General features: G+C 68.9%; 16 protein-coding genes. 5 read left to right on the forward strand and 11 right to left on the reverse strand.

The window, feature by feature from the left end:
- Positions 1-27: 27 nt before the first annotated feature.
- The 7 genes from F6X38_RS10595 to F6X38_RS10625 form a co-directional block, all read right to left on the reverse strand.
- Positions 28-1,428, reverse strand: a complete 1,401-nt coding sequence (locus F6X38_RS10595; protein WP_150969703.1) for an NAD(P)(+) transhydrogenase (Re/Si-specific) subunit beta — start codon at positions 1,426-1,428, stop codon at positions 28-30.
- A gap of 8 nt (positions 1,429-1,436) precedes the next feature.
- Positions 1,437-1,862: a proton-translocating transhydrogenase family protein gene (locus F6X38_RS10600; RefSeq protein WP_150969704.1), complete on the reverse strand. Its 426-nt coding sequence runs from the start codon at positions 1,860-1,862 to the stop codon at positions 1,437-1,439.
- A complete protein-coding gene (locus F6X38_RS10605; RefSeq protein ID WP_150969705.1) occupies positions 1,862-3,040 on the reverse strand; it encodes a Re/Si-specific NAD(P)(+) transhydrogenase subunit alpha in 1,179 nt (392 codons plus the stop codon). The genes F6X38_RS10600 and F6X38_RS10605 overlap by 1 nt, the downstream gene beginning before the upstream one ends.
- Before the next feature lie 73 nt (positions 3,041-3,113).
- Complete coding sequence (locus F6X38_RS10610; RefSeq protein WP_150969706.1) at positions 3,114-3,365, reverse strand: aa3-type cytochrome c oxidase subunit IV; 252 nt, start codon at positions 3,363-3,365, stop codon at positions 3,114-3,116.
- 116 nt (positions 3,366-3,481) lie between these two features.
- Positions 3,482-4,060 (reverse strand): regulatory protein RecX, encoded by a 579-nt coding sequence (locus F6X38_RS10615; RefSeq protein ID WP_246191294.1) that lies wholly within the window; start codon positions 4,058-4,060, stop codon positions 3,482-3,484.
- On the reverse strand, positions 4,057-5,163 hold the full coding sequence (locus F6X38_RS10620; protein ID WP_150969708.1) for a TRAP transporter substrate-binding protein: 1,107 nt from the start codon (positions 5,161-5,163) through the stop codon (positions 4,057-4,059). Before F6X38_RS10620 ends, F6X38_RS10615 begins: the two co-directional genes overlap by 4 nt.
- Positions 5,163-5,390 (reverse strand): hypothetical protein, encoded by a 228-nt coding sequence (locus F6X38_RS10625; protein ID WP_150969710.1) that lies wholly within the window; start codon positions 5,388-5,390, stop codon positions 5,163-5,165. The genes F6X38_RS10620 and F6X38_RS10625 overlap by 1 nt, the downstream gene beginning before the upstream one ends.
- Before the next feature lie 166 nt (positions 5,391-5,556).
- Between F6X38_RS10625 and F6X38_RS10630 the strand changes: the two genes are divergently transcribed.
- Positions 5,557-6,327: a gamma-glutamyl-gamma-aminobutyrate hydrolase family protein gene (locus tag F6X38_RS10630; RefSeq protein WP_150969712.1), complete on the forward strand. Its 771-nt coding sequence runs from the start codon at positions 5,557-5,559 to the stop codon at positions 6,325-6,327.
- Positions 6,328-6,709: 382 nt separating this feature from the next.
- Complete coding sequence (locus F6X38_RS10635) at positions 6,710-7,138, forward strand: SH3 domain-containing protein (protein ID WP_150969714.1); 429 nt, start codon at positions 6,710-6,712, stop codon at positions 7,136-7,138.
- A 3-nt stretch (positions 7,139-7,141) separates the two neighbouring features.
- Here the strand turns inward: F6X38_RS10635 and F6X38_RS10640 are convergent, their stop codons facing one another.
- The 4 genes from F6X38_RS10640 to F6X38_RS10655 all read right to left on the reverse strand — a co-directional run bounded on the left by F6X38_RS10640 (position 7,142) and on the right by F6X38_RS10655 (position 10,512).
- Positions 7,142-8,227: a nickel/cobalt transporter gene (locus F6X38_RS10640; protein ID WP_150969716.1), complete on the reverse strand. Its 1,086-nt coding sequence runs from the start codon at positions 8,225-8,227 to the stop codon at positions 7,142-7,144.
- Positions 8,218-8,889 (reverse strand): DUF1007 family protein, encoded by a 672-nt coding sequence (locus F6X38_RS10645; protein WP_150969717.1) that lies wholly within the window; start codon positions 8,887-8,889, stop codon positions 8,218-8,220. The genes F6X38_RS10640 and F6X38_RS10645 overlap by 10 nt, the downstream gene beginning before the upstream one ends.
- 84 nt (positions 8,890-8,973) lie before the next feature.
- Positions 8,974-9,498, reverse strand: a complete 525-nt coding sequence (locus F6X38_RS10650) for a L,D-transpeptidase (RefSeq protein WP_150969719.1) — start codon at positions 9,496-9,498, stop codon at positions 8,974-8,976.
- Between the two features lie 90 nt (positions 9,499-9,588).
- Positions 9,589-10,512: a LysR family transcriptional regulator gene (locus F6X38_RS10655; protein WP_246191295.1), complete on the reverse strand. Its 924-nt coding sequence runs from the start codon at positions 10,510-10,512 to the stop codon at positions 9,589-9,591.
- A gap of 534 nt (positions 10,513-11,046) precedes the next feature.
- Here F6X38_RS10655 and odc2 point away from each other — a divergent pair.
- The 3 genes from odc2 (at position 11,047) to F6X38_RS10670 (ending at position 15,491) form a co-directional block, all read left to right on the forward strand.
- Positions 11,047-12,180, forward strand: coding sequence for an ornithine/lysine decarboxylase (gene odc2, locus F6X38_RS10660; RefSeq protein ID WP_150969721.1), 1,134 nt, complete (start codon positions 11,047-11,049; stop codon positions 12,178-12,180).
- A 136-nt stretch (positions 12,181-12,316) separates the two neighbouring features.
- On the forward strand, positions 12,317-12,865 hold the full coding sequence (locus F6X38_RS10665) for a GNAT family N-acetyltransferase (protein ID WP_150969723.1): 549 nt from the start codon (positions 12,317-12,319) through the stop codon (positions 12,863-12,865).
- A gap of 55 nt (positions 12,866-12,920) precedes the next feature.
- Positions 12,921-15,491 (forward strand): ligase-associated DNA damage response DEXH box helicase, encoded by a 2,571-nt coding sequence (locus tag F6X38_RS10670; RefSeq protein ID WP_150969725.1) that lies wholly within the window; start codon positions 12,921-12,923, stop codon positions 15,489-15,491.
- Positions 15,492-15,563: the final 72 nt, after the last annotated feature.

A 15,563-nucleotide genomic window follows, 5' to 3' on the forward strand; every position in this document is an offset into this window, starting at 1 on the left:
GCTTTCGTTTGGAAGCGGCTGAGCCGGTCAGTGCCCGAAGGCTTTGTTGATGTCCTCGACCATCTTCTTGGCGTCGGCGAAGAGCATCATCGTATTCGGCTTGTAGAACAGCGTGTTGTCGATGCCGGCATAGCCGGAGCCCATCGAGCGTTTGACGAAGAGGCAGGTCGCCGCCTGGTCGACGTTGAGGATGGGCATGCCGTAGATCGGCGAGGTCTTGTCGTCGCGCGCCGCCGGGTTCGTCACGTCGTTCGCGCCGATCACGAAGGCGACGTCGGTCTGCGCGAACTCCGAGTTGATGTCCTCCAGTTCGAACACCTCGTCGTAGGGAACGCTGGCTTCCGCGAGAAGCACGTTCATGTGCCCCGGCATGCGGCCCGCCACCGGATGGATCGCGTACTTCACCTCGACGCCCTCGCGCTTCAGGAGGTCCGCCATCTCGCGCAGCGCGTGCTGCGCCTGCGCCACCGCCATGCCGTAGCCGGGCACGACGATCACGCGGCTCGCGTTCTTCATCAGGTAGGCCGCGTCGTCGGCCGAGCCCTGCTTGACTGTCCGCTCGACGCCGTCCGGCCCGGCGGCGACCGCGCTCTCGCCGCCGAAGCCGCCGAGGATCACCGACAGGAACGAGCGGTTCATGCCCTTGCACATGATGTATGAGAGGATCGCGCCGGACGAGCCGACCAGCGCGCCGGTGACGATCAGTGCGAGGTTCTGCAGCGTGAAGCCGATGCCCGCCGCCGCCCAGCCGGAATAGCTGTTCAGCATCGAGACGACGACCGGCATATCCGCCCCGCCGATCGGCACGATCAGCAGCACGCCGAGCGCAAGGCTGGCGAGGACGATCAGCCAGAAGGCGAGATGGCTTTCGGTGGAGGCGAAGACCGCGATCAGCACCACGACAGCGACGCCGAGGGAGATGTTGATCGCGTGGCGGTTCGGCAGGAGGATCGGCTTGCCGCTCATCCGCCCGTCGAGCTTCAGGAAGGCGATGATCGAGCCGGTGAAGGTGAGCGCCCCGATCGCGACGCCGATGCTCATCTCGACGATCGCCTCGCCGCGGATGCCGCCGACGAAGCCGATGCCGAAGGCCTCCGGCGCGTAGAGCGCGGCGGCCGCGACCATCACCGCCGCGAGGCCGACGAGGCTGTGGAAGAAGGCGACGAGCTGCGGCATCGCCGTCATCGCGATGCGCTTCGCCACCACCGCGCCGATGCCGCCGCCGATGGCGAGGCCGAGAACGATGAAGAGGAACCCGCCGAAATGCGGGCTCGCCAGGAACAGCGTCGTCAGGACGGCGAGCGCCATGCCCGCCATGCCGTAGAGATTGCCCTGCCGCGACGTGGTCGGATGCGACAGCCCGCGCAGCGCCAGGATGAACAGGACGCCGGAAACGAGGTAGAGGAAGGCGGCGGTGGTCTCGCTCATCGCGCCGCTCAGCTCCCTTTCTTGCGATACATCGCGAGCATGCGCTGCGTCACGAGGAAGCCGCCGACGATATTGACGCTGGCGAGCACCAGCGCGACGAAGCCGAAGAAGCTGGCGGCGCCCGAGGCCGAGATGCCGACGGCGAGGATCGCGCCGACGACGATCACCGAGGAGATGGCGTTCGTCACCGACATCAGCGGCGTGTGGAGCGCCGGGGTCACCGACCAGACGACGTAGTAGCCGACGAAGATCGCCAGCACGAAGATCGCGAGATGGAAGACGAACGGGTCGACGCCCGTCACCGCATGGCCGGCGGCGGCGATGCCTTCGGCATGCTGCCGGGCGAGCGCGCCGACACTCTCCCGCGCCGCGCCGACTGCGCTGCCTGCGGCGTCGAGACGGCGGATCGCGTCCTGAAGCGTCGTTTCCTCCATCACGCGTCCCTTTCCGCGGAAGCCTCGACGATCTCGTCGGCGGGCGAGGAGTCCGGCGGGGCGAAGCCCGGATGCACGACCCGGCCGTCGCGCGTCAGCATGGTCGCCTTCACCAGTTCGTCCTCGAGATTGATCTTCAGCGAGCGCGTGTCCTTGTCGATCATCGTCTCGAGGAAGGCGAAGAGATTGCGGGCGTAGAGCAGCGAAGCGGTCGCGGCGATGCGGCCCGGCACGTTGCGGTAGCCGACGACCTTCACCGCGCCGATCTCGGCGATCCGGTCGGCCTCCGCGCCCTCGACATTGCCGCCGCGCTCCAGCGCAAGGTCGACGACGACGGAGCCCGGCTTCATCGATTCCAGCATGGCCCGCGTGATCAGCCGCGGCGCAGGGCGACCGGGGATCAGCGCGGTAGTCACCACCACGTCCTGCTTGGCGATGTGCGAGGCGGTGAGTTCGGCCTGCTTCGCCTGATAGTCGGCGGACATCTGCTTGGCGTAGCCGCCGGCCGTTTCCGCGGCACGGAACTCCTCGTCCTCCACCGCGATGAACTTCGCGCCGAGCGACTCGACCTGCTCCTTCGCGGCGGGCCGGACGTCGGTCGCGGTGACGACCGCTCCCAGCCGGCGGGCGGTCGCGATCGCCTGGAGGCCCGCGACGCCCGCGCCCATGACGAAGACGCGCGCGGCGGGCACCGTGCCGGCTGCCGTCATCATCATCGGGAAAGCGCGGTCGTAGGTGGCGGCCGCATCGATCACCGCCTGATAGCCCGCGAGGTTCGCCTGGGACGAAAGCACGTCCATCGTCTGCGCGCGGGTGATGCGCGGCATCAGCTCCATGGCGAAGGCCTGGATACCGGCATCGGCCATCGCGGCGAGTTCCGCGTCGCGGCCGTACGGGTCCATGATCGCGATCACCGCCGCGCCGCACCGGTAGCCGGCGAACTCGTCCGGGTTCGGCCGGCGCACCTTCAGGACCGCGTCGGCATCGCGCGCATCCTCGGCCGATCCGATCCGCGCTCCTGCCGCGGCGAAAGCATCGTCCGGCAGGCGGGATGCGTCGCCCGCGCCCGCCTCGACCACGACCTCGACGCCGTAGCCGGCGAGACGCTTCACCGTATCGGGCGAGGCCGCGACGCGCGGCTCGCCGTCCTCGCGCTCGCGCGGGACGAAGACCTTCATGCCGATGTTCCCCTCCCGCCGCCCGTGCGGCATGGCCCGCCCGCGTCCGCCGAAGGACGCAAGGCCGAGCCGGTCAATGCTTCATCGAATTCTCTTCGCCCTTGCCGAGCACGAACACGGCGACCGCGGCGAAGATCGCGGCGAGCAGGATGCCGCCGATGAAGCCGCCGTGGCCGACCAGCGCGGTCGCCATGAAGATCAGGATGGCGACGACCGCAATCGCCCCGTACTTGAAGAAGCCGAGAAAGCGCCCGTAGGTCCGGTTGTGCTCCGGATAGTCCATCTCGCCGACGGCGTGAGGGTCGAATCCTGGCTGCTCTGCCATGCGGGGTCTCCATTGCCGGCGCCGTCTCGCCGTCCGCCGCGAGGTGCCGTGTATCGCCTTCGCATCTACACGACTCCGCCGCGAACAGGCAATGCGGTGCGCAGCGACGGGCGGCGCTATTCCGCCTCGTCCGGCAGGCCGTCGATCGCGGCCTTCGCGTCGGCGTAGCCGAAGCCGGCCCGCATCATCGCGGCGACGTCGCGCTCGCGCCGCTCTTCCCGCTCGCGGGTCCGGTGCGGCCCGAGCCTGCGGCGGCTGGCGTAGCGATGGGCGGCCTCGCGCTCGCTCGTCTCGTCGCCCGCGACCACCTCCGCAACCGTCTGGCGGTCGACGCCCTTGGCGGCGAGCTTCGCCTGCGCCTGCCGGCTCGACGCCCCGGCCCGCCGGAGGCTCCGCAGCTTCGATTCGGCGAAGCTCGCGTCGTCGATCAGCTTCAGCTCGGTGAAGCGTCCGAGCGCTTCCTCGATCATCGCGGCATGTGCGGCCCGCGCCGTCTCGTCCGGCGGCTCCTCGTGCGTCGCGACGCGGCGCTCCACCTTGCGGGCGAGAACGCGGCGGAGGTTTTCCGCCGAGCTCGCATAGCGTTCGAGGTAGTGCGCGCCGGCGCGGAACAGCCAGTCCACCGTGACCGGCTTCGGCCGAACGGCACGCGCCTCACCGCCGGGACGCAAGCCCTTCGCGCCCCGGCCGATCACTTGCCGCCGAGCGCGCCCTCGCGCTGCTTGATCATCATGAAGGTGTCGAACGTGTATTCCGGCACCTGCTGGTAGAGATACGTCTCGGCACGGAACGCCATCATCGAGTCGAAGATCTTCTTGAACGGCAGGTTCTGTCCGTTGATCTCGCCGTAAACCTGATTCGCCGCGTCGAAGGAGGCGTTCAGGACGTCCTGTGGGAAGGGACGGAGCTGCGCGCCGGCCGCGACGAGCCGCTTCAGCGCGCCCGGATTGCGGAAATCGTACTTCGCCTGCATCTCGATCGTCGCCGCCCGCGCGGCGGTGGCGAGGATGCTGCGATAGCTCGCCGGCAACCGATCGTATTCGCCCTTGTTGATCAGGAAGCTGAGCGTGAGGCTCCCTTCCCACCAGCCGGGATAATAATAGAACGGCGCGACCTTCACGAGGTTCAGCTTCTCGTCGTCGTAGGGACCGATCCATTCGGCGGCATCGATCGTACCCTGCTCCAGCGCGGCGGGGATGTCGTTCGCGCCCACCGCTTGCGGCTGGACGCCGAGCCGGCCGAGCACCTGTGCCGCCAGCCCCGACACGCGCATCTTCAAGCCCTTCAAGTCCTGCGTCGCGTTGATCTCGCGCCGGAACCAGCCGCCCATCTGGGTGCCGGTGTTGCCGCCGGGCAGGTAGTGGAGACCCTGGCCGGCGAAGAACTCGTTCAGGAGGTCGACGCCGCCGCCGCTGTAGAGCCAGGCTGCCATGCCGCGCGCATTCAGCGCGAAGGGCACCGCCGCGCCGAGCGCGTAGGTAGGGTCTTTCGCGACATAGTCGTAGGAGGCGACGTGGCACATCTGCACCGTGCCGCCGATCGCCGCGTCGGCGGCCTGCGCTGCGGGCACGATCTCGCCGTCCGCGAAGGTCTGGATGTCGAAGGCGCCGTCCGTCGCCTCGCGAACGAAGCGGGCGATGTCCTCCGCACCGCCATAGAGCGTCTCGAGCGCCTTCGGGAAAGCCGAAGTGCAGCGCCACCGCACCTGCGGCGCGCCCTGCGCCAGGGCCGGCGCGGCGAGACCCGCGGCCCCGGCCGCGCCAAGGGTTCCAGCGCGAATGAACCGCCGACGATCCATTAGCGCGCGCTCCAGACGCCGCATCCTCGCGCCGCCGGATCGTCTTGCGTGTCGAGGCTTGATTCGGCGGCGCGCATCCGGGAGCGATCGTCCTTCTTCACGGCGAGGTGATTCTCGCGAGCGCCCTTGAAACCAGCGCTCTGCGCCGAAACTTCGGCACGCACGGCCGAACGCCGCGGATCGCGACAGAAAATTCCCGCGCGCACGATCGGCCGCTGGCGAGCCATGGCTCTCCTCCCCTCGCCGTGAAACCTCCCCCGTCCCCGGATTCAAATAGACGCGCTCCCGGAACGGGTAAAGCTTGCCCGTGCCGGGAAACCCGCGTTCGGCAAACGGTTGACGCGGCGGGGCGCGCATGATGCTTCTCGGCGACTTCACCGATGGAGCCTCGGAATGCTCGATGCCAAAGCCCCGCTCGTCGCGGTGCCGAGCGACGTGCAGTCGTTCAACGGCGCGCCGTGGCACGCGAGCCCGCAGCAATACCTGACGGCGGCGCTGCGCGTCGCAGGCGTGGTGCCGCTGATCGTCCCCGCTTTGTCGGACGACTTCGAGGTCGGCAGCGTTCTGGAGCGCGTCGACGGCGTCCTGATCTCCGGGGCGGTGTCCAACGTCCACCCGTCGCGCTACGGCGTCGAGCCCTCCGCGCGGCACGAGCCGTTCGACACGCGCCGCGACGCCCTGACCGATGCGCTGATGCGCGGTGCGCTGGCCGCCGGCCTGCCGCTCCTCGCGATCTGCCGGGGCATCCAGGAGCTCAACGTCCTCCACGGCGGCACGCTCGCGACCGAAATCCAGGAACTCGACGGCCGCATGGACCACCGCTCGCCGGAGCACCCGGAGCGCGACACCCGCTACGCCATCCGCCAAGACGTTTTGGTCGAAGGCGAGAGCCTGAAGCGCATCCTCGGTTCCTCGAACATCCGCGTGAACTCGCTGCATCGGCAGGCGATCGACCGATTGGGCGACGGCCTCAAGGTCGAGGCGAGCGCGCCGGACGGGACGATCGAGGCGGTATCGGTGCCCGGCGCGCGGGGCTTCGCGCTCGGCGTCCAGTGGCACCCGGAATATTTCGCCGAAACCGACCAGCACTCGGCGGCGATCTTCCGGGCTTTCGGCGATGCCTGCCGAGTCTATCGCAACAACCTCGCCGCAGCGGCGGAGTAATCGCTGGACGCTCAACTTCGAATCGCCACAATCGTTAAATCACATTAACGTTGGTTAATGCCGGGGGACATGATGCCGGCGGGAACCGCTCGCGAGAAACCGGCACTGTCCGGTCGGGCGAGCGTCCCGCCCTTGCGTAAGGGGAACGAGGGTGACGAAGTTCGGTCGAAGCGGTCCTCATCAGGCGCATGGACGATGGAGGGACGGCTCGCGGGCGAGCCTCCTGGCGGGCGCGTTTCTAGGCCTTACGGTCGCGGGCCTCGGCGCCGCGCGGGCGGAAGACGGCCCGCCGCCCTCCCCGGCCGCGTCGCCAGTGCTGGGTGCCGCGACCTTGCGGACCTCTTCCGAAGTGGAGCGGGATTCTTCCGAGACCTCGCCGAGCATGGCGTCCGCCGAAAATGCCGTGATGCTCCGGATGCTGGCGTCGGAAGACGTCGCGGTGCCGATGGAGGATCTCGGCGACGCGCTGATCACGACCGGCAGCGTCGCGGCGCGAAACGGCGATGCGCCGCCGCGATTGCCGGCGATGGCGACGTCGCTTCTCCCGCCGGAGCCGGCTGCTGCAGCTTCGGCTTCGCCGGTGCGCGAGGAGCCTCAGGCGGCCGGCGGGATGGCCGACACCTCGACCAGCCGGATCGGTCGCATCGTTTCCAGCGTCAACCTGCGCGCGAAGCCCGACGGCTCGGCCGGCACCCTGACGGTTCTCGCCTCGAACACGGCGGTGACGGTGATCGGCTGCAAGTACTGGTGCGAGGTCGAAGCCGCCGGCAAGCGCGGCTTCGTGTTCAAGCGCTTCGTGAAGCTGCGCTAGCCCTTAGATCAGCGCGCCGCCGAGGAGCAACAGGCCCATCGCCAGGACGATGGAGGCGCCCGCGATCTCCAAGACGTCCATCACCAGCGTGCCGCGCCCGCTGGCGCGGCCGAGCCGCATGGCGAGCCCTTTCGCGAAGACCGCGAAAGCGGCGATCAGCGATACCGTGATGGCGGTACCGAGCGATACCGCGAGGACGCTGAGCACGCCGCCGAGATAAAGGCCGTTGACCAGCGCGAAGGCCATCACGCTGACCGCGCCCCAGCAGGGCCGAAGGCCGATCGCGAAAACCGTCGACACCGCGTTGGCGAAGGTGAAGCGGTTGCCCGAAAGCTGCGAGGGGTCGGCGATATGGGCGCGTCCGCAGCCGCAGTTCTCGTCGTCTTCGTCGCAGGTCTCGCTGGCCGTGAGCGCACCGGACGCCGGCCGCATGATCGGCCCGGCCGATACGGCGGCGGGGCCGGCGAAGGCGAGCGCGCCGCCGCTCGTGCGGAAAGCCGGGACGGGCGCGGCGAAGTCGAGGGCGATCCGCGTCCGCCGCGGCCGGCGGGCGATGCTCACGAGCTTGCGCAGGAGCAGCCACGCGCCGAAACCGGCGACCAGAGCGAAAGAGGCGGTTTCCAGCCAGCCGGTGATCGCGGTCATCGAGAGGCCGGTGCCGCGCAGCGCGAACCAGCCGAGACAGGAAACGAGGATCGCCATCGCCGCCTGCAGCGCGGCGGACGCGAAGGAAAGCCCGATGCCGCGCCGAAGCTGCACACGGTCGGCCAGGACGTAAGAGGAGATGACCGCCTTGCCGTGACCGGGCCCGGCGGCGTGGAAGACGCCGTAGGCGAAGGAGATGCCGACGAGGATCCACGTGCCCCCGCTGCCGTTGCGGATCGCGACGAGCGACTTGTTCAGGAGCATCAGGAACTGGCGCTGCCAGACGTTGATCTGGAGCAGCAGCCCACCGAACGGGCCGCCGCCCGGCAGGCCGCTGGCTTCCGCCGTGCCGATGCCGAGCGAGGATTTCGCCAGCGCCGGCTCCGCCGCGGCGACGATAACCGCCGCTGCCGCGGCGAGAAGGACGAAGTGCTTCAGCCGCATTTGATTTCCGCCCGCGTCGCGAGGACCTGCGCGTAGTTCACCCCGTCCTCCGGCACGGTCTGGTCGGGGCCGAGCGCGGCGATGGAGGCCATCCACTGCTGCGCCGCCTCGTCCTCGTCCGGCACGGTCACGGCGGCCTTGCAGGAGGGGGCGAGGTCGACGAGCTGGAAGCCGTCGTCGGCGAACTGGAAGGCGGTGAAGAACGTCTCGTCGAAGGCGGCGACCGTGATCGGCCCGCCCTTCAGGTCGATCGGCGCTTCCGGCTTCATCTCGAAGAAGATCAGCAGCTGCCCGTCCTGGAACAGCGCCCGGATCTCCTCCGGCGGCTTCATCTTCACCGGCGCGCCTCCCTTCTGCACGAAGGTGTAGAACGAATATTCGGCGATCGATTCCTTCACCGTGTCGGCGACGGCCTGCAGCTCGTCGTCGTCGAGGATCGAGTTCTTGTTCTTGTCGTAGTCCACCACGACGCTGGTGGAGAACATCTCGTCCATCCGCCAGATGTTGCGGATCGCCTCCACCCTCTCGGCCTTGTCGCCGACAATCTCCATGCGCGCGTCCGCGAAGACGTGCGGATGGGCCTCGGCCGTGCCGGTCGCCGCGGCGAGGAGCCATGCGGCGAGGCTTGCGCCGAGCGCGGCGCGTTGCGCGGATGATCGCATGCTCTGCTGCCGTGCCCCTTCGACCCCCGCGCCTTCTGCCGCGCAAGAATGGCGGAATTCAAGCGGAGCGGGCGCGGGCGGGCGCTATTCCTCGACGACGACCTGCGCACCGACGTTCACGCGCTCGAAGAGGTCGAGCACGTCGGCGTTGCGCATGCGGAAGCAGCCGGCGGAAGCGGCCGAGCCGATCGAGTTCGGCGAGTTGGTGCCGTGGATGCGATAGGTGCCCCAGCCGAGATTCATCGCCCGTAGCCCAAGTGGATTCTTCGGGCCGGGGCCGACGGAGACGGGCAGGTCCGGGTTCTTCTCGCGCATGTCGGCGGTCGGGATCCAGACCGGGTCGTGCCGCTTCTTCGACACCCAGCTCCGCCCGAACCACTGCTCCTCCGGCCGGCCGACCGCGATGTCGTAACGGAGCGCCTGGCTGGGTCCGGTGACGAGGTAGAGCTTGCGCTCGGACGTGCGCACCACGATCGTGCCCGGCTCGAAGTTTCCGTCGAACTCCGTCTGCCGGAAGTTCGGGCGCGGCATGCTGGCGGCTTCGGCGCCCGGCATCCAGGCGGCCGCACCGGCGAGAAGCGAAAGCGCGAAGAGCACGGCGCGGCGCATGATCGATCCTTCCTCCCATCGCGGCGACAGGCCGACCGATAGGCGACGCGAAGTTTCAGGCATAGAGATTAGCGCTTCGTAAGCCCGGGCTCAGGCGGCCTTCGTTTCGTTTCCGTCGCAATGGTTGCGCCGGAACCACGCCGCCAGGAAGTCGACGAACAGCCGGACGCGGGTCGGCAGGTGCCGGCGATGCGGGAAGACTGCGTAGATGCCCGCTTCCTGCGGCATGAAGGGTTCGAGGACGCTGACGAGGCGGCCGGAGGCGAGGTCGTCGCGCACCACGAATTCCGGGATCACCGAGAAGCCGAGGCCGGCGCGCACCGCTTCGCGCACCGCGACCGGGCTGTTGGCGAGGAACTGGCCGGATACGGAGATCGCGATCGGCGAGCCGTCCGCCGGATCGCGGAAGCCCCAGTTCGACAACATGCGCGAATTGGTGTCGATCACCGCCGGCAGGCCGGCGAGTTCGCTCGGATGCTTCGGGGTCCCGACGCGCTCGATCAGCGTCGGGCTGGCGCAGAGGCGGAACGAGAGCTCGGCGAGCTTTCGCGCGATCATCGCCGAATCGCCGAGCCGGGTCATCCGCACCGCCACGTCGAACCCCTCGTTCAGGAGATCGACGAAGTTGTCGTCGAGGTGGATGTCGAGCGAGATTGCCGGATGCGCCGCCGCGAAGTCGACGAGGCAGCGGCCGAGCTCGGCGTCGCCGAAGGTGCGCGCCGCGCTGATGCGGATCTTGCCGCGCGCCTCGCCGGTCGCCTCGCGCGCGTCCTCGTTCAGGTGGTCGAGCTCGGCGAGAAGCGCGGAAGCGCGGGCGTGATACACCTCGCCGGCGGCCGTCAGCGCGATCTGCCGCGTGGTGCGGTTCACGAGGAGGACGCCGAGCTCGTCCTCCAGCTCGCGCACGTATTTGGACAGGAGCGCCTTCGAGCGCCCGGTCTTGCGCGCCGCCGCCGAGAAGCCCTCGTTCTCGACCACCGCGATGAACGCCCGCATCCGCGTCAGCGTATCCAAGCCACCCCCTCGACCCCTACCCGAAACCCGCCGGCCGCCACGCGAACGGGACCGCCTCGCGCCTTCATCCGATGGCCGGGAAACGAAATCAACATATCCCTAAAAATCGGTGTTGTGTGTGACGGACGCGGGGCCTATATGCCGCCTCGCCCAAAGTCGCACGAGCCTGTGGGCGTCCCCCGATCCGCTATCGCGCGGGCCATCGGGACGGTCCTGGAGAACGCCTCCAGTCGACCTCGCGGCATCGCGAAGTCGAGGACGCCTTAAAGCAACGACGGTGCGGGCTTTTTTGGTCTCTCCCGGTCTCCAAAGCCGGGAATACTGAAGAGGCACACCTTCCTTGCCCCAAGTGCGGCGGGTTCAAGCCCTCCACGCCAAGGCAGACATAGAGCCGGTGACGCGCGTCCTTCGCGCGGCTCGCCGGTCAAGCCGTCGCGGCACGACGGCGCGGATTCGCTCGTCGCCTCTTCGGCGCCGGCGGAAACGCGAAGTCGTCCGCTCCTGTCTGAACGCCGATTCGAAGGATCGACGCCCATGGCCACGCAGCGCATCATCGACTTCCTCGCCACCCGACGACCGACCGGCCCCTGCCTCGTGGTCGACCTCGACGTGGTCGAGGCGAACTTCAACGCCTTCCGCCGCGCGCTGCCGGATTCCGCCATCTACTACGCGGTGAAGGCCAATCCCGCGCCGGAGATCCTGCGCCTGCTCGCCTCGCTCGGCTCCTCGTTCGACTGCGCCTCGGTCGCCGAGATCGAGATGGCGATGGACGCCGGCGCGCCGGCCGCCCGCATCTCCTACGGCAACACGATCAAGAAGGAGCGCGACATTGCGCGCGCCCACGCCCTCGGCGTGTCGCTCTTCGCGGTCGACTGCGTGGAAGAGGCCGAGAAGGTGGCGCGCGCCGCGCCGGGCGCCCGCGTGTTCTGCCGCGTCCTTACCTCCGGCGAGGGGGCCGAATGGCCGCTGTCGCGGAAGTTCGGCTGCGTGCCGGCCATGGCGATCGCCGTCCTGACGCGCGCCGAGGCGCTGGGCCTCCGCGCGACCGGCGTGTCGTTCCACGTCGGCTCGCAGCAGTGCAACCTCGATGCCTGGGACTCGGCGGTGGCGGATGCGGCGATGGTGTTCGACGCGCTGTCGGAGCGCGGCATCCAGCTCTCGCTCGTCAACATGGGCGGCGGCTTCCCGACGCGGTACCTCAAGGACGTGCCGAGCGCCGCCGAATACGGCCGCTCGATCTTCGACGCGCTGCGCAAGCACTTCGGCAACCGCATTCCGGAGACGATCATCGAGCCGGGCCGCGGCATGGTCGGCGACGCGGGCGTGATCAAGGCCGAGGTGGTGCTCGTCTCGAAGAAGTCGGCGGCGGACGAGAACCGCTGGGTGTTCCTCGACATCGGCAAGTTCGGCGGCCTCGCCGAGACGATGGACGAGGCGATCCGCTACCCGATCGTCACCGAGCGGGACCACGAGGCGAAGACGCCTTGCGTCCTTGCCGGCCCGACCTGCGACTCGGCGGACGTCCTCTACGAGAAGACGCCCTACCCGCTGCCGGTTTCGCTGACCGTCGGCGACGAGATCCTGATCGAGGGCACGGGCGCCTACACGACGACCTACGCCTCGGTCTCCTTCAACGGCTTCGAGCCGTTGCGAGCCTACGTGATCTGACCCGGCGCTCCGGCGCCGGGCCTTTCGCCCGCGCGCCGGAACCAGACCTCCGGCGCGTCATTCTTCGGCTCCCATCGGGGTTGAATCGTTCATGTTCGCGGAAGCTCTTCCTGGTTCCACCGGCATCGCACCGGCCATGCCCATCGTCACGCTCGGATACGAGTGCGCCGGCGACGCGGCCGCGCGCGAGGCGCTGCTCGACCTCGCGATGGGCGCGAACCGCCGCCGCAAGTCGTCAGAGGCGATCCGGCGCGGCCGCTTGCCCGCCGAAGGCCTGTCCTTCGCGGCGACGGACGAGGCTGGTACGCTTGTCGGCACGGTGCGGCTGTGGAACGTCGCGGCCGGCGACGACGGTCGCCCCGCCCTCCTGCTCGGGCCGCTCGCCGTCGCGCCGACCCATGCCGGGCTCGGCGTCGGCTCGCGACTGATGCGCCGCGCGGTCGCCAAGGCCGCATGGCTCGGCCACGCGGCGATCCTGCTCGTCGGCGATCCGGAATACTACGAGCGATTCGGCTTCGCGGCCGCGCCGGCCGCCGATCTTGCCATGCCGGGCCCGTTCGAACGGCACCGGCTGCTTGGACTGGAACTCGCTCCCGGCGCGCTGGCTGGAGCCGCGGGGCTCATCCGGCCAACGGGAGCCGAAGCTCGGGATGAAGCAGCTCTCGACCTAGCCGTTGGCGCTTAACCGTCAACGCGACGCAGACTAGGCGGCGGCGGACTCGAGTCTTACTTTTCGGGGTGTGACCGTCGTCCACCGCATCGACCCCGCCGAGACCAGCGCCTTTCCCCTGCCCTCGCCCTTCGTCGAGTGGTTCGCGAAGAAAGGTTGGGCGCCGCGCCCGCACCAGCTCGACCTTCTGGAGAAGGTCGAGGGCGGCGCGTCCGTGCTGCTCATCGCGCCGACCGGCGCGGGCAAGACGCTGGCCGGGTTTCTGCCGTCGCTGGTCGACCTCGCCCGCCGGCCGCGCCGCAAGCCCGGCACGCGGCCGCCAGGGGTCCATACGCTCTACGTCTCGCCGCTGAAGGCGCTCGCGACCGACATCCAGCGCAACCTCGCCGGCCCCGTCGAGGAGATGGGCCTCAAAGTCACGATGGAAGGGCGCACCGGCGACACCTCGCAGTCGAAGCGCCAGCGCCAGCGACTGTCGCCTCCGGACATCCTGTTGACGACGCCGGAACAGCTCGCGCTCCTGATCTCCAACCCGGACGCCGACCGCTTCTTCTCCGACCTGAAGGTGGTCGTCTTCGACGAGTTGCACTCGCTCGTCGCCTCGAAGCGCGGACATCTCCTCGCGCTCGGCCTCGCCCGGCTGCGCAGGCTGCGGCCGGAGTTGAAGACCGTCGGCCTGTCCGCCACCGTTTCCGACCCGGACGAACTGCGCGGCTGGCTGGTGGCGCAGAGGCCGGGCGAGACGGAACTCGCCGACCTCATCACCGTCGAAGGCGGCGCGAAGCCGGAGATCACCATCCTGAAATCGCGCGAGCGCGTGCCCTGGCAGGGGCACATGTCGCGTTACGCGATGCCGGAAATCTACGAGGCGATCAGGGAGCACCGGACGACGCTGCTCTTCGTCAACACCCGCTCCCAGGCCGAGTTGCTGTTCCAGGAACTCTGGCGGATCAACGAGGCGACGCTGCCGATCGCGCTGCATCACGGCTCGCTCGACGTCGGTCAGCGGCGGCGGGTGGAGGCCGCGATGGCGGCGAACGAGCTCCGCGCCGTCGTCGCGACCTCGACGCTCGACTTGGGGATAGATTGGGGCGACGTCGACCTCGTCGTCCATGTCGGCGCACCGAAGGGCGCGAGCCGCCTCGCCCAGCGGATCGGCCGCGCCAACCACCGCATGGACGAACCGTCGAAGGCGATCCTCGTCCCCGCCAACCGCTTCGAGGTGATGGAGTGCCAGGCGGCGCTCGACGCGAACTATCTCGGCGCGCAGGATTCGCCGCCGATGCGCGACGGCTGCCTCGACGTCCTCGCCCAGCACGTGCTCGGCATGGCCTGCGCCGCCCCGTTCCGCGCCGACGACCTCTACGCCGAGATCGTCGCATCCTTCCCCTATCGCGACCTTGACCGCGACACCTTCGACCGCGTGGTCGATTTCGTCGCGACCGGCGGCTATTCGCTCCGCGTCTACGAGCGCTACGCCAAGATCCGCCTGACCGAGGACGGCACATGGCGGATCACGCATCCCTCCGTCGCGCAGGGCTATCGGATGAATGCCGGGACGATCATCGAATCGGAAACGCTGCTGGTCCGCATGGTCGGCAAGAAGACCAAGGCGACGGCGAATCGCGGCGGCATGGTGCTCGGCAAGATCGAGGAGAACTTTCTCGAAACCCTGTCGCCCGGCGACACCTTCCTGTTCTCCGGCCATGTCGTCAGGTTCGAGGGCATCCACGAGATGGAATGCCTCGTCACGAAGACCAAGGGCGAGGAGGCGAAAGTCCCCTATTACGGCGGCCAGAAGTTCCCGATGACGACCTTCCTCGCCGAGCGCATCCGCGAGATGCTGGGCGACGAGCGGCAATGGGACGCCCTGCCCCCGCAGGTCCACGACTGGCTCGACATCCAGCGCCTGAAATCCGCGATCCCGCGCGCCGACCAGATGCTGATCGAGACCTTTCCGAACGGCAACCGCTTCTTCATGGTCGCCTACCCGTTCGAGGGCCGCCTCGCGCACCAGACGCTCGGCATGCTGCTCACCCGCCGGCTGGAGCGGGCGCGGGCGAAACCCCTCGGCTTCGTCGCGACCGACTACGCGCTGTCGATCTGGGGCGCGGCCGACATCGGGGCGATGATCACCGACGGCCGCCTCGCGCTGGACGACCTCTTCGACGAGGACATGCTCGGCGACGATCTCGAAGCCTGGATGGCCGACTCCTGGCTGCTGAAGCGCACCTTCCGCCAATGCGCGGTGATCGCCGGGCTCGTCCAGAAGAACCAGCCCGGCCGCGAGAAGACCGGGCGGCAGGTGACGGTCTCGTCCGATCTCGTCTACGACGTGCTCCGCGCGCACGAGCCGGACCACATCCTCTTGCGCGCCACCTGGGCGGACGCGGCGACGGGTCTTCTCGACGTCCGTCGTGTCTCCGACCTTCTCGGCCGCATCCGCCACCACATCCTGCACCAGGACCTGGAGGAAATTTCGCCGCTCGCCGTGCCGATCATGCTGGAAGCCGGCCGCGAGCGGATCGAGGGCGAGGCGCGCGACGAACTCCTGGCCGAAGCGATGAGCGACGACGACACCGACGCGGTGATCAGGGCGCTCGGCGAGACCACGAAGTTCCGCTCGAACTATCTGCGCTAGATCGAGTCGTTCGGTCGCAGCGCGCTCGCCTTGTGTTTGCCGGAAAGCGTGATTCTATCGGCCGTGAACGAA

It is taken from the genome of Plantimonas leprariae, from assembly GCF_008802405.1.
GTDB classification, from domain to species: Bacteria; Pseudomonadota; Alphaproteobacteria; order Rhizobiales; family Rhizobiaceae; genus Plantimonas; species Plantimonas leprariae.

Excerpts from the sequence above, each read along its gene's own strand:
- F6X38_RS10595 (WP_150969703.1), bottom strand. The coding sequence starts at position 1,428 with ATGAGCGAGACCACCGCCGCCTTCCTCTACCTCGTTTCCGGCGTCCTG.
- F6X38_RS10600 (WP_150969704.1), bottom strand. The coding sequence starts at position 1,862 with ATGGAGGAAACGACGCTTCAGGACGCGATCCGCCGTCTCGACGCCGCA.
- F6X38_RS10605 (WP_150969705.1), bottom strand. The coding sequence starts at position 3,040 with ATGAAGGTCTTCGTCCCGCGCGAGCGCGAGGACGGCGAGCCGCGCGTC.
- F6X38_RS10610 (WP_150969706.1), bottom strand. The coding sequence starts at position 3,365 with ATGGCAGAGCAGCCAGGATTCGACCCTCACGCCGTCGGCGAGATGGAC.
- F6X38_RS10620 (WP_150969708.1), bottom strand. The coding sequence starts at position 5,163 with ATGGATCGTCGGCGGTTCATTCGCGCTGGAACCCTTGGCGCGGCCGGG.
- F6X38_RS10625 (WP_150969710.1), bottom strand. The coding sequence starts at position 5,390 with ATGGCTCGCCAGCGGCCGATCGTGCGCGCGGGAATTTTCTGTCGCGAT.
- F6X38_RS10630 (WP_150969712.1), top strand. The coding sequence starts at position 5,557 with ATGCTCGATGCCAAAGCCCCGCTCGTCGCGGTGCCGAGCGACGTGCAG.
- F6X38_RS10635 (WP_150969714.1), top strand. The coding sequence starts at position 6,710 with ATGGCGTCCGCCGAAAATGCCGTGATGCTCCGGATGCTGGCGTCGGAA.
- F6X38_RS10640 (WP_150969716.1), bottom strand. The coding sequence starts at position 8,227 with ATGCGGCTGAAGCACTTCGTCCTTCTCGCCGCGGCAGCGGCGGTTATC.
- F6X38_RS10645 (WP_150969717.1), bottom strand. The coding sequence starts at position 8,889 with ATGCGATCATCCGCGCAACGCGCCGCGCTCGGCGCAAGCCTCGCCGCA.
- F6X38_RS10650 (WP_150969719.1), bottom strand. The coding sequence starts at position 9,498 with ATGCGCCGCGCCGTGCTCTTCGCGCTTTCGCTTCTCGCCGGTGCGGCC.
- odc2 (WP_150969721.1), top strand. The coding sequence starts at position 11,047 with ATGGCCACGCAGCGCATCATCGACTTCCTCGCCACCCGACGACCGACC.
- F6X38_RS10665 (WP_150969723.1), top strand. The coding sequence starts at position 12,317 with ATGCCCATCGTCACGCTCGGATACGAGTGCGCCGGCGACGCGGCCGCG.